Here is a 12,376-nt window from a genome sequence, read left to right as displayed (position 1 = left end):
CCTGGAATCATAAGTCCGTGTTGCTGCCATCCTTCGAGACGCGGCGAAGACGCCGCTCCTCAGGATGAGGTTTACCTTGTTGAAACGCCACAACCTCATGCTGAGGAGCGAGCGACGCGAGCGTCTCGAAGCATGGGCAGCAAGCGACTCACCAATCTCGGATAGTCGATACAAGGACCGCATTTTCGAAGTGCGCCGGGCGACCGGCCTCAGGAACTCGCGCTGTGGCCCAGCACCTGCTGCCAGTCCGCGCCGCGCAGCAGTCGCATCACGGCGGACGCCACCGCGGTGCGTTGACGTCCGGCGACGCCGTAGAGGTGAACCGTGCGGCGCTGGTCCAGTCCGTCGACCGCTGAACGCTTCAGGGTCTGCGGAATCGACGCGGTGTCCGGGACAACGGCAATTCCGATATCGGCTTCGAGCAGTTCGATCAGGTCGCGCTCCGACGAGACTTCGTGGCTGTGATCGACATCGATGCCGTGACTGCGAAGCGACGAACTCAATCGTTCCGCATGCTCGCAATAGTTTCGCAGCAGCAACTGCTCGGCCCGCAGATCCTCGAATTCGATACGGTCAAGGCCTGCCAGCGGACGTTGCCTGTTCATGACAAGCTGAAAGCTCTCGGTGAACAACGGCCAGGCGTCGAGCCTGTCCCAGTCCTCACCGATTTCGGCGGCGATGCCGAGTTCGGCTTCGCCCTTCTTGAGGAACTCCCCAACCTCCCGGCTGGTACCGCGGAGGAACCGGAACTCGAGGCGGTTGAACAGCCGCTTGATCTGGTCGAGATGCGGAATCAGCAGCGACAGGTCGACGGAATGGGTGAGCGCGATCCGGAGTGCGCCGACTTCACCGCTCTTGAAGGACGAGGCCAGCTGGCGGGCGCCGGTCGCGGCCTCGAAACACTGCCTGAGCAGGGGATGCATGCGCAGGCCGAGTTCGGTCAATTGCGCCGCCGGCCGCTCACGGCGAAACAGATCGCCGCCGAGTTCGGCTTCGAGCTGTTTGATCGCCCGCGTCAGCGATGGCTGGGTGACGTTGCACTCGTCGGCCGCGCGCGTGAAATTGAGGACGCGCGCGACGGCGAGGAAGTAGCGAACCTGGTGCATTTCCATGATCGAGCCCCGATCTGATCTGCCGGTAAATTAGCTGATTGGATGCCGCAATGACATCAGAACCGCAATAGCGCCAGCCTATGGTTTCGGAAGCCAAAGGGCATTTCCGAAAGCCGCCGCCGTACCGCAGATTTCACACAGCGAGATACGTCCGTGAAGGCTCGAGCGTTACAGCGAAAGGTTCTGTGATGAACATCCAGTTGAAAACCCAGACCTCGCCGGCGGCGCGGTCTCTCGCCGGCAGGGTGTCGCTGGTCACCGGCTCCACGAGCGGCATCGGGCTCGGTATCGCCCGTGCGCTGGCCGAGGCCGGCTCCGCGGTGGTGCTGAACGGTTTGGGCCATGCCGCCGAGATCGTCAGAACCCGGGACCGGATGGCGGAGGATTTCGGCGTCAAGGTAACCTATTCCGCTGCCGACATGACGAAGCCCGAGGCGATCGCCGGGATGATCGACACTGCGCTCGCCGACCACGGCCGGCTCGACGTGCTCGTCAACAATGCCGGCATTCAGCATGTCGCGCCGCTCGACCGGTTTCCGCCCGAGAAATGGGACGCGATCCTGTCGATCAACCTGACGTCGGCGTTTCATACCATGCGGCTGGCGCTGCCCGCGATGCGCAAGAACGGGTTCGGACGCATCATCAACATCGCCTCCGCGCATGGGCTGGTCGGCTCGCCTTTCAAGGCCGCTTACGTCGCCGCCAAGCATGGCATCATCGGTCTCACCAGGGTTGCGGCGCTGGAGACCGCCGAACAGGGCATCACCTGCAACGCGATCTGTCCAGGCTACGTCTACACCCCGCTGGTCGAGGCGCAGATCGATGGCCAGGCCAGGGCGCACGGAATTTCCCGCGAGCAGGTCATCCATGACGTGCTGCTGGCGCAGCAGCCGAACAGGCGTTTTGCCACCGTCGAAGAGCTGGGCGCGTTCACGGTATTCCTTGCCAGCGACGCGGCGGCGTCGATCACCGGCACCGCGTTGCCGGTCGATGGCGGCTGGACCGCGCACTGAAGCGGATGTCGACGCAACAAGAGCGGATCGCTCGCGAACATCATCGGATGCAGTTGATATCGAACGGGAGTGAGACATGAATGACGCTCGTGGCAGGCGGTCGCCGCCTAATTTGAAGTCGCTGGGCAAGACGCTGCCCGGCCAGATCGTGCTGGTGCTGCAGGGCGGCGGCGCGCTGGGATCGTATCAGGCCGGCGTGTATCAGGCGCTGCACGAAGCCGGCATCGAGCCGGACTGGATCATCGGCACCTCGATCGGCGCCATCAATGCCAGCCTGATCGCCGGCAATGCGCCGAACGACCGGTTGCCGCGTCTGCAGGAATTCTGGAAGCGGATGGAGCAGCGCCCGGTCTGGAGCTTTCCGGGCGCGTTTCCCGGCTTCAACGAAAAGCTGCTCTACTGGTCGACCGTGTCGAACGGAATCTCCGGGTTCTTCAGACCCAATCCGCTGGCCCACGCCGGCAACGACTATCCGCTCGGCGCCGAGCGGGCCGGGTACTACTCCACCGAGCCGCTCGAGCAGACCCTGGCCGAACTGGTCGATTTCGACCTGGTGAACAGTTGCAGGCCGCGGCTCACCGTCGGTGCCGCCCATGTCCGCACCAGCCGGATGCGGTATTTCGACAGCCGCGATGGCGTACTCGGCGTCAAACACATCATGGCATCGGGCGCGCTGCCGCCGGCGTTTCCCGCTGTCCGGATCGACGGCGAGATGTATTGGGATGGCGGCATTCTGTCCAACACGCCAACCGAAGCGGTGTTCGACGACAATCCGCGCAAGAATTCCCTGATCTTCGCGGTGCATATGTGGAACCCGGCGGGCGCCGAGCCGACCACGATGGCGGAGGTGCTCAACCGGCACAAGGACGTGCAGTATTCGAGCCGGATTGCGAGCCACATCGAACGCCAGCAGCAGGCGCATCGCTTGCGGCATGTCATCAATCAGCTTGCCGCCCGGATACCCGAGGCCGAACGCAACAGCGAGGCGGTGAAGGAATTGGCCGGTTACGGTTGTCCGACGCAGATGCATGTGGTGCGGTTGCTGGCGCCGCAGCTCGATCGTGAAAACCATACCAAGGATATCGACTTCAGTCCGTCCGGCATCCGGCAGCGCTGGGACGCCGGCTATGCCCATACCCGCGCCGTGCTCGATCGTTCGCCCTGGGTCGGCGAGTTCGATCCGCTATCCGGCGTCATTCTCCACGAACAGACGGAATTGGTGGCGGCGGCGGCAGAGTGAAGATCGGGAGAACGGCTACGGCGATGGCGACAGCGCCCTGCGGTACAGCGCATTGTAGCAGGCCGCCGAAATACCCCAGCTGAACGAGCGCGACATGGCGCTGCGCCGCATGGCGTCGAGGCGGTCCTTGGCGGTGAAGGCTGCGAACGCGCGTCTGACGCCGCCGAGAAACGATTCGGTCGAAGGGCGATCGAACAGAAATCCGGTTTCGCCGTCCGTGATGGTTTCGGCGAGGCCGCCGGTGTGGTGGCCGATCGGCAGCGAACCGAATCGCTGCGCATACATCTGGCTCAGGCCGCAGGGTTCGAAGCGCGACGGCATCAGGGTGAAATCGCTGCCGGCGAAAATCCGGCGGGCCTGCCCGTCGTTGAAACCGATGGCGACGCCGATCGCATCCGGCCGGCGGCGATGCGCGTCGACCAGCGCCTGCTCGATGGCGGGCTCGCCGCTGCCGGTCACGATGATCTGGCCTCCGGCCGCGATGATCTCGTCCGCGGCGGCCAGCACCAGATCGACGCCCTTCTGGTGCACCAGACGCGCCACCAGCCCGAAAATCGGGCCGCGTGACAGCGCCAGGCCGAATTGCTGGCGGACGTAATCCGAGTTGGCCTGCTTGCCATCCCAGTCGCCGGCGCCGAACGGCTGCGCCAGCTGGGCGCAGACGCGGGGATCCCAGCTCTCGTCGATCCCGTTCAGGATACCCGTGAGCGCGCCAGCGTCGGAGCGCTGGCGCAGCAGGCCCTCGAGCCCGCAGCCGAGTTCGGGCGTGGTGATTTCCCGTGCATAATTTTCGCTGACGGTGGTCAGATGTGACGCATAGACGATGCCGCCCTTGAGGAAGGACAGCTTGTCGTAGAATTCGAGGCCATCGATGTGGAAGGAGGCTTCGGGCGCGCCGATCCGGCGCAGCGACTCCTTCGGGAACAGGCCCTGATAGGCGAGGTTATGGATGGTCAGGATGCTGGGGATGTTGATGGCGTTCCACGCAAGATAGGCCGGCACAAGTGCAGCCTGCCAGTCATTGGCGTGAACCAGGTCCGCTGCCCAATTTTTGTCCAGGGTGCCTGCCGCCAGCTGGGCAGCGGCCGAGGCAAATCGTCCGAACCGCACGTCGTTGTCGGGCCAGTCCCGGCCCGAGGCGTCGCCATAGGGATTGCCGGGGCGGTCGTAAAGTTCCGGGCAGAGCAGCACGTAAACCGGCAGCCCATCCTTGGTCGCCGTCAGCCCGAGCGAGCAGGCCGGCATCTCCGCCAGCGCAGGGCATTGACCGACGACCTGGATATGCAGGAATTGTTCGACCACGTCGCGGTAGCCGGGGAGGATGATCCTGACGTCGCTGAGCGAGCGTAGCGCCCGCGGCAGGGCGGCGGAAACGGCAGCCAGCCCGCCCACCCGGACGAAATCATCCATTTCCGTGGTAACGAACAAGACTTTCAAGAAACGCTCCCGTACCAGCGCTAATCGTGACTATGCAAGAAAGGTTCCAGTTTTTGCTTCCGATTTTGCAGAGGGCATAGGCGGCGGCCCGAGGGGCGGGTGCCGGGAGAAACGCTTCCCAGGCTGCGCGGCGCAATTTAGGGTCCGCCGCGCCGGACCCGGCGTCCGGGAGTATGCAACGACGCTAGCTGACAACGATGAGGGTAATTTGACAAAGAGCTTCGAAGGCCTGCGCGTGCTCGATTTCTCGACCACCATTGCCGGGCCGCATTGCACGCGGATGCTGGCCGACATGGGGGCGGAGGTCATCAAGATCGAGACCACCGAAGGCGAGACGATGCGGACCCGTCCGCCGGTGCGCAACAATTGCTCGACCGCCTTCGGCCAGCTCAATATCGGCAAGAACAGCCTGATACTCGATCTGAAATCGGCGGAGGGGATCGAGGTCATTCGCCGGCTGATCGCCAGCACCGACGTGCTGGTGGAGAATTTTCGCCCCGGCGTGATGCGCAGGCTGAAGCTGGACTACGAGCAGCTGAAAGGGATCAATCCCAAACTGATCTATTGCTCGATCTCCGGATACGGCCAGACCGGACCGTCGGCGGAACTGCCGGCCTATGCGCCGGTCATCCATGCCGCCTCCGGTTACGAGATGGCGCATCTGGCCTACCAGCCCGGGAGAAGCCGGCCGGACTATTGCGGCATCTACCATGCCGACGTGCTGACCGGCGTCTATGCCTTCGGCGCCGTTTCGGCGGCGCTGTATCAGCGCCACGGCACCGGGCTCGGCCAGCACATCGACGTCTCGATGCTGGAATCGATGCTCAGCCTGACGCTCAACGAATTGCAGTGGTCGCAATTCGAGGTGAAGCCGACCCAGCGCCCGATGTTCGGGCCGATCGCGACCGCGGATGGATATGTGATGGTTGCGATCGCCAGCGAGAAAACCTTCCAGAGCCTGATGAAGGTGATCGGCCATCCGGAGTGGGTGAGCGATCCGCGTTTTGCCGTCTATGCCGACCGCCGCGACAACTGGGCGAGCCTGATGGAGGGCGTCGAAGCCTGGTCGGGCACCGTTACGACAGAAAAATGTCTCACGGCGCTCAATGCCGAGGGCGTTCCGAGTTCGGCCTATCGCACGGTGGCGCAGGCACTGGGCGATCCGCAAATCGCGCATCGCGGCGCGCTGGCCGAGGTGGAGGATGGCGGCGGCACCTTCAAGGTTCTCAACCTGCCGTTCCGCATGTCCGGAGCCAGCGTCTCGGCGGGCAAGCGGATGGCGACCCTGGGCGAACACACGGTCGCGTATCTCCGGGAGACCGGGCTTTCGGAAGACGAAATAGCGGCCTTCACGGGCAAGCGGCTGGCGACAACGCCGGGTTGATCCGGTTGAGACCTGCGGCTTTTCATCCAGACGCCATCCAGCGGTCTTGCCGTCGCCGGTAATTCCAGCCAATCTGCCGCGCAGTCGTCGACGATCCGGAATACCGGACGCAGGGTCTATTGGAGGGAGCATCAAATGAAAGCGGCAATCCGCTCGCGGGCGTTTGCGCCAATATTTCATGTCGCGGTATTTGGTCTTGCCCTGATTGCAAGCCCCGCCAGCGCCCAGAAGCAGGGCGGCAGCATCACCGTCGGCCTCGAGGCCGATATTCCTGGTTTCGATCCGCTCAAGGTCGGCGTGTTCGATACGGCGGCATTGACGGCTGCTTCGTCGATCTTCGACACGCTCACCACGCTCGACGACAAAGGCGTAGCGCAGCCGAAACTCGCGCTCTCCTGGAGTTCTTCCCCGGATTTCAAGACCTGGACCTTCAAGCTGCGGCCAGGGGTCAAATTTCATGATGGCACGCCCTTCAATGCCGAGGCAGCCAAGGCGAATTTCGACCGGCAGAAGGATCCGGCCAACAAGTGCCGCTGCGCCTTCTACATCTCCGGTATCAACAACGCGCAGGCGCCGGACGAACTGACGCTGGTCTACAATCTGAAAGATCCGTCGGTGAACTTCCCGGCGATCATCACCATTCCAAGCGCGAACTGGGTCATGCAGTCGCCGACGGCGTGGAAGACCAAGGGCGACGAATACAACCGCAATCCGGTCGGCACCGGACCTTATACATTGAAGTCCTGGGCCGCGGGCGATCGCCTGGTTCTCGAACGCAATCCGGTCTATTGGAACAAGGGGCGTCCCTATCTCGATCGCCTGGTTTTGAAGCCGTTGCCGGATGCGCAGTCGCGCTTCGCCAGTCTGCAGTCAGGCGAGGCGGATATTATCTGGGACGATGAATTCGACGCCGACAATATTCAGAAGGCCCAGAAGGACCCCAAGCTCAAGGTCCACACCTACGCCGGGTCCGGCGCCGCGGTCTACGCTTTCAACACCAAGACTCCCCCATTTGACGACGTGCGGGTGCGTCAGGCATTGGTGATGGCGCTCGACCGCAAGAAGATGTCGCAGGCAATTACCAATGGCCTTTCCCGCCCGGCCAGCAATCCATTCGGCGACGGCTCGTGGGTCAAGTGCAAGGATGACGGCGCGCTGCCTTTCGATGTCGAAAAGGCCAAGGCGCTGATCAAGGACTACGGCAAACCGGTCGAGTTCAAGATGATCGTCACCGCGACGCCGCGCGGGCGCACGGTGGGTCAGGTGCTGCAGCAGTTTTGGAAGCAGGTCGGCGCCAACATGGAAATCGAGCAGGTCGATCAGGCGACCATCGTTCCGCGCGCCTTCATGCGCCAGTTCCAGCTGACGCCGTGGCGGATCGTCGATCTCGCCGATCCCGATGCGCAGATGTACGCCAATTTCCGCACCGGCAGCCCGGTCGCACTGGCCAATTACTCGAATCCGGAACTCGACGCGCTGCTGGACCGCGCGCGGGTCACGCCGGACCCAGCCAAGCGGACCGAGGATTACTGCGCCATCAGTCGGCATGTCAACCAGCAGGCGATCTGGTTCTGGACCTTCCAGAACACCTATTACGCGCTCTCGAGCGCAAAGGTGAAAGGCCTGCCGAAGATGTACAGCGGGGTGATCGACGTCTCCGGGGCCTGGCTGGAATAACCGTCCATGCTGGGCTTTGTTGCGCGACGGCTCCTGTATCTGGTGCCGGTCCTGCTTGCGGTCTCGCTGCTGACCTTCCTCATCGCGTCGCTGCTGCCGGGCGATCTCGCCTACACCATCCTCGGCGATCAGGCGACGCCGGAAAAGGTGGCGGCGCTGCGCCATGACATGGGGCTCGACCAGCCGATCTGGTGGCGTTACCTCAGCTGGCTCGGTAATGTGCTGCAGGGCGATTTCGGCCGTTCGTTTCGCACCGGTCAAACGGTGCTGCAGGCCGTCGCCGAACGGCTGCCGGTGTCGCTGGAGCTGATGTTGCTGGCCCAGATCGGCGCCTTGACGATCGGCATTCCGCTGGCGATCGCCTGCGCGGTGCGCAGCGGCAGTGCCTTCGACCGTTTCATGACCGGCAGCGCCTTCAGCATGCTTTCGGTGCCGGCATTCCTCTCGGCCATCCTGCTGATCTATTTGTTCGCGGTCGAACTGCGGTGGCTGCCTGCGACCGGCTACATCCCGTTCCACGAAGACCCGGTCGGCAATCTCAGGTGCTTCCTGCTGCCGGCGCTGACGCTGGCGCTCGGCGAATGGCCGGTGCTGATGCGCGTGCTGCGTTCCGATATGATCCAGACCCTGCAGGAGGATTACATCGCGATGGCGCGCGCCAAGGGCCTGAAGCCGTCGCGCATCCTGCTGGTGCATGCCTTGAAGCCTTCGTCGCTGACGCTGGTGACGGTGACCGGCATCAATATCGGCCGCCTGATCGGCGGCACGGTCATCGTCGAATCGATCTTCGCGCTGCCGGGAATAGGCCGGCTGCTGCTCAGCGCCATCTTCACCCGCGACCTGATCATCCTGCAGGGGGTGGTGCTGATCGTCGCCCTTGGCTATGTGCTGATCAATTTCATCGTCGACCTGCTCTACGCCGTCCTCGATCCCAGGATTCGTCATGGCCACGCTTGAGCTCAGCATCGACGAGAGCGCCGCCGTCAGTCCTGTCAGGCGCACGCGCCGCCTGGGACTATTGTTCTGGATGGCCATCGGCTGGATGGCTTTCGTGTTTGCGCTCGCCGCATTTGCCGACCTGTTGCCGTTGCCGAGCCCCTTCCACATGGACATGCTGGAGCGCCGTGCGCCTGTCTCGGCCGAGCACTGGCTCGGTACCGACGGTCTCGGGCGGGACGTGCTGTCGCGGCTGATCTACGGCGCACGGATTTCGCTGATCGTCGGGCTTTGCGCGCCGGTCATTGGCCTCACGATCGGCGGCGCCCTTGGCATTCTCGCCGGCTATTTTCGCGGCCGCTTCGAGACGCTGGTGGTCGGCAGCATGGATACGCTGCTGGCGTTTCCGCCGCTGATCCTGGCGCTGGCCGTCACCGCCTATCTCGGGCAATCCCTGATCAACCTGACCGCCATTCTCGGCGTGCTCGGCATCCCCGCGTTCATGCGGGTGGCGCGGGCCACGACGCTGACGCTGGCGCGGCGCGAATTCGTGATCGCGGCGCAGGCGCTGGGTGCCAGTCATATGCGTATCCTGCTGCGCGAGCTGCTGCCCAACGTGTTCCTGCCGCTGTTCGCATTCTTCCTGCTTGGCGTCGCCGTCACCATCGTGGTCGAAGGCGCGCTGTCCTTCCTCGGCCTAGGCGTGCCGCCGCCGATATCGAGCTGGGGCATCATGATCGGGGAGGGTCGCGAGAGCCTGGAGATCGCGCCGCGGCTCGCCTTCATTCCCGCGGTCACCATGTTCCTGACCGTGCTTTCCTTCAATCTGGTCGGCGACACGTTGCGGGCTCTCACCGATCCGCGGCAGGGCGCGCTGTGAAGGGACCCGCACTGCTTTCCGTCGAGGGAGTGGCCGTCGATCTGCCGACGCCGCGCGGCAATCTTCGCGCGGTGGATCATGTCGATCTCTCGATCGGCGCCGGCCGCACGCTCGGCATCGTCGGCGAATCCGGTTGCGGCAAGACCATGCTGTCGCGCGCAATTCTGCAGCTGCTGCCGAAAAAGGCAAAATTGTCCGGCCGCGTGATGTTTGACGGCCAGGATCTCGTGTGCCTCGACCGCGAACGCCTGCGCAAGCTGCGCGGCCGTTCGCTGGCGGTCGTGTTCCAGGATCCGATGACCTCGCTCAATCCGGTGCTGACCATCGGCACCCAGCTGATCGAGACGTTGCAGGAGCATCTCGAACTCGACGGTGTGGCGGCGAAGATGCGCAGCGTTGAATTGCTGGCCGCGGTCGGGATTCCAGCACCGGAGCAGCGGCTGATGCAGTACCCGCACCAGCTTTCCGGCGGCATGCGGCAGCGGGTCGCGATCGCCATCGCACTGTCCTGCGAACCCAAATTGCTGATCGCCGACGAGCCGACCACCGCACTCGACGTCACGATACAGGCACAGATCCTCGATCTTTTGGCGCGCGAACAGCGCCGCCGCCACATGGCGATGATCATCATCACCCACGATCTCGGCGTCGTCGCCGGCCGTACCGACGAGGTGGCGGTGATGTATGCCGGCCGCGTCGTCGAGCGCGCGCCGACGCCCGATTTGTTCAAGAAGATGCGCATGCCCTACACCGAGGCCCTGCTGGCGGCGATCCCGAAGATCGACGCCAAGCCGCATACGCCGCTGCCGGCGATTTCGGGACGTCCGCCGGATCCGACCCGGCCGCTGAAGGGATGTTCGTTTTCGCCGCGATGCAAGTATGCCTGGGCGCAGTGCCAGGTCGAGAAGCCGCCGCTCGAGGACGCGGATTCGCCCGGGCACCAATATGCCTGCTTCCGTCCGCTCAACACCGAGGCGATCGCCCCCGCATGATGCCGTCTGTTCCGCAACCCGTCTCCGGCGATCCCCTGCTCAGGGTGGAAAACCTCGTCGTCGAATATCCCGTGGGCAACAAGACCGTGCATGCGGTGTCCGGCGTCAGTCTCGACATTGCGCGCGGCGAGACGCTCGGTCTGGTCGGCGAATCCGGCTGCGGAAAATCGACGCTCGGCCGCGCGGTGATGCAGCTGCGCAGGGCGGTGTCGGGCAAGGTGCTGTTCGACGGCCAGGACCTCACCGCGATGCAGGGCGATACGCTGCGGCGGATGCGCCGGCGCGTGCAGCTGATCTTCCAGGATCCGATCGCCTCGCTGAATCCCCGGCGGCGGATCGGAGATATCATCGCCGAACCGCTGGTGATATCCGGCGTCAAGGACGCGAAGAAACGCGAGCAGCTGGTCCATGACGTGCTCAGTGCGGTCGGCCTCGACCCCCATCTGGTGATCGGACGATTGCCGCACGAGTTTTCCGGCGGCCAGTGCCAGCGCATCTGTATTGCGCGGGCGCTGGTGCTCAATCCCGAATTCATCATCTGCGACGAGCCGGTGTCGGCGCTGGATGTGTCGATCCGCGCCCAGATTCTCAACCTGCTGGAAGAGATGAAGGCGCGTTACGGGCTGACGCTGCTGTTCATCGCCCACGATCTCGCGGTGGTGAAGGCGGTCAGCGACCGCGTCGCCGTGATGTATCTCGGCCGGCTCTGCGAGGTCGGTCCCTCCGAACAATTGTTTGCGCAGCCCGCGCATCCCTATACCGCGCTGCTGATCGAGGCGATCCCGGTGCCGGATCCGGACGTGCGGCCGGCCGAAAGCGTGGCGGTGGGCGAACCGCCGTCGCCGATTGCGCCACCCTCCGGTTGCCGCTTTCGTACCCGCTGCCCGCGAGCGGACCAGCGCTGCAGCGACGAAATGCCGGAGCTTCGCGAGGTCGCGCCGGCCCAGTTCGCGGCCTGCCATCATCCATTGATCGGGGCTGCTTAAGCGTCTAACACATTCACAACTGCGATCCGGAGGATGAACCCAACTCCCTCATGGTGAGGAGCGCGTCGACAGCGCGTTTGCGCTGCCGACGTGCGTCTCGAACCATCAGGAACACTACCTGACGCCATCCTTCGAGACGCCCGGCTTCGCCGGGCTCCTCAGGATGAGGTCCGAATTCATTCCAAGAGCAAGAACCATCGGGAGAGAAGCGATGAAGAGTTTTCAGGTTGCCGATTTCAACGCCCCCTTGCAGGAAGTCGACGCCCCGACCCCGCAGCCGACCGGCACCCAGGTGCTGCTCAAGGTCAAGGCGGCCGGCGTCTGCCACAGCGACCTGCACATCTGGGAAGGTGGCTACGATCTAGGCCACGGGCGCAAGCCACTTTCGCTGAAGGACCGCGGCGTGTCGCTGCCGCGCACCATGGGACATGAGAGCGTCGGCGAGGTGCTGGCGTTGGGGCCGGATGCCAAGGCGGATAACGCCGGTATCAAGGTCGGCGATGTCGTGCTGGTCTATCCCTGGCTCGGCTGCGGCAAATGCGAGACCTGCCTCGGCGGCGACGAGAATATGTGCGCCATCAAGCCGAACGCAATCGGCGTCTATTGCGACGGCGGCTATGCCGACCACATGACGGTGCCGCACCCGAAATACCTGATCAATCTGAACGGTCTCGATCCCATCACCGCGGCGCCCTATGCCTGCTCCGGCGTGACCACCT

Annotated in this window: 11 protein-coding genes; 9 read left to right on the top strand and 2 right to left on the bottom strand. The window is 64.0% G+C overall.

Annotated features, from left to right (window positions below; all coding sequences use genetic code 11):
* Nucleotides 1-209 precede the first annotated feature (209 nt).
* Entirely contained in the window at nucleotides 210-1,112 is a 903-nt protein-coding gene (locus Q7U29_RS01760; protein WP_304737711.1) for a LysR family transcriptional regulator, read from the bottom strand.
* A gap of 188 nt (nucleotides 1,113-1,300) precedes the next feature.
* Here Q7U29_RS01760 and Q7U29_RS01755 point away from each other — a divergent pair, with 188 nt between their 5' ends.
* Together Q7U29_RS01755 and Q7U29_RS01750 are read left to right on the top strand one after the other, a co-directional pair.
* Nucleotides 1,301-2,125: a 3-hydroxybutyrate dehydrogenase gene (locus Q7U29_RS01755; protein ID WP_304737709.1), complete on the top strand. Its 825-nt coding sequence runs from the start codon at nucleotides 1,301-1,303 to the stop codon at nucleotides 2,123-2,125.
* A 76-nt stretch (nucleotides 2,126-2,201) separates the two neighbouring features.
* On the top strand, nucleotides 2,202-3,365 hold the full coding sequence (locus Q7U29_RS01750) for a patatin-like phospholipase family protein (RefSeq protein WP_304737707.1): 1,164 nt from the start codon (nucleotides 2,202-2,204) through the stop codon (nucleotides 3,363-3,365).
* A gap of 15 nt (nucleotides 3,366-3,380) precedes the next feature.
* Here the strand turns inward: Q7U29_RS01750 and glgA are convergent, their stop codons facing one another.
* Nucleotides 3,381-4,802, bottom strand: a complete 1,422-nt coding sequence (gene glgA, locus Q7U29_RS01745; RefSeq protein WP_304737705.1) for a glycogen synthase GlgA — start codon at nucleotides 4,800-4,802, stop codon at nucleotides 3,381-3,383.
* 208 nt (nucleotides 4,803-5,010) lie between these two features.
* Between glgA and Q7U29_RS01740 the strand changes: the two genes are divergently transcribed.
* From Q7U29_RS01740 to Q7U29_RS01710, 7 genes are all read left to right on the top strand, one after another.
* Entirely contained in the window at nucleotides 5,011-6,186 is a 1,176-nt protein-coding gene (locus tag Q7U29_RS01740) for a CaiB/BaiF CoA-transferase family protein (RefSeq protein ID WP_304737703.1), read from the top strand.
* A gap of 135 nt (nucleotides 6,187-6,321) precedes the next feature.
* The gene (locus Q7U29_RS01735; RefSeq protein WP_304737702.1) at nucleotides 6,322-7,863 is read left to right on the top strand and encodes an ABC transporter substrate-binding protein; all 1,542 of its coding nucleotides are present in this window, start codon (nucleotides 6,322-6,324) and stop codon (nucleotides 7,861-7,863) included.
* Nucleotides 7,864-7,869: 6 nt separating this feature from the next.
* On the top strand, nucleotides 7,870-8,820 hold the full coding sequence (locus Q7U29_RS01730; protein WP_304737701.1) for an ABC transporter permease: 951 nt from the start codon (nucleotides 7,870-7,872) through the stop codon (nucleotides 8,818-8,820).
* Nucleotides 8,807-9,679 (top strand): ABC transporter permease, encoded by an 873-nt coding sequence (locus Q7U29_RS01725; protein ID WP_304737699.1) that lies wholly within the window; start codon nucleotides 8,807-8,809, stop codon nucleotides 9,677-9,679. Before Q7U29_RS01730 ends, Q7U29_RS01725 begins: the two co-directional genes overlap by 14 nt.
* Nucleotides 9,676-10,671 (top strand): ABC transporter ATP-binding protein, encoded by a 996-nt coding sequence (locus Q7U29_RS01720; RefSeq protein ID WP_304737698.1) that lies wholly within the window; start codon nucleotides 9,676-9,678, stop codon nucleotides 10,669-10,671. The genes Q7U29_RS01725 and Q7U29_RS01720 overlap by 4 nt, the downstream gene beginning before the upstream one ends.
* Nucleotides 10,668-11,657, top strand: a complete 990-nt coding sequence (locus Q7U29_RS01715) for an ABC transporter ATP-binding protein (protein ID WP_304737696.1) — start codon at nucleotides 10,668-10,670, stop codon at nucleotides 11,655-11,657. Before Q7U29_RS01720 ends, Q7U29_RS01715 begins: the two co-directional genes overlap by 4 nt.
* A gap of 211 nt (nucleotides 11,658-11,868) precedes the next feature.
* The coding region (locus tag Q7U29_RS01710) for an alcohol dehydrogenase catalytic domain-containing protein (RefSeq protein WP_304737694.1) at nucleotides 11,869-12,376 on the top strand (508 nt) is incomplete at its 3' end.

Origin of the sequence: Bradyrhizobium sp. (assembly GCF_030654605.1) — a bacterium.
In the GTDB taxonomy this organism is placed as follows: Bacteria; Pseudomonadota; Alphaproteobacteria; order Rhizobiales; family Xanthobacteraceae; genus Bradyrhizobium.
Note: the sequence above shows the minus strand (reverse complement) of the source record. Positions and strands in the feature narration are given on the sequence as shown.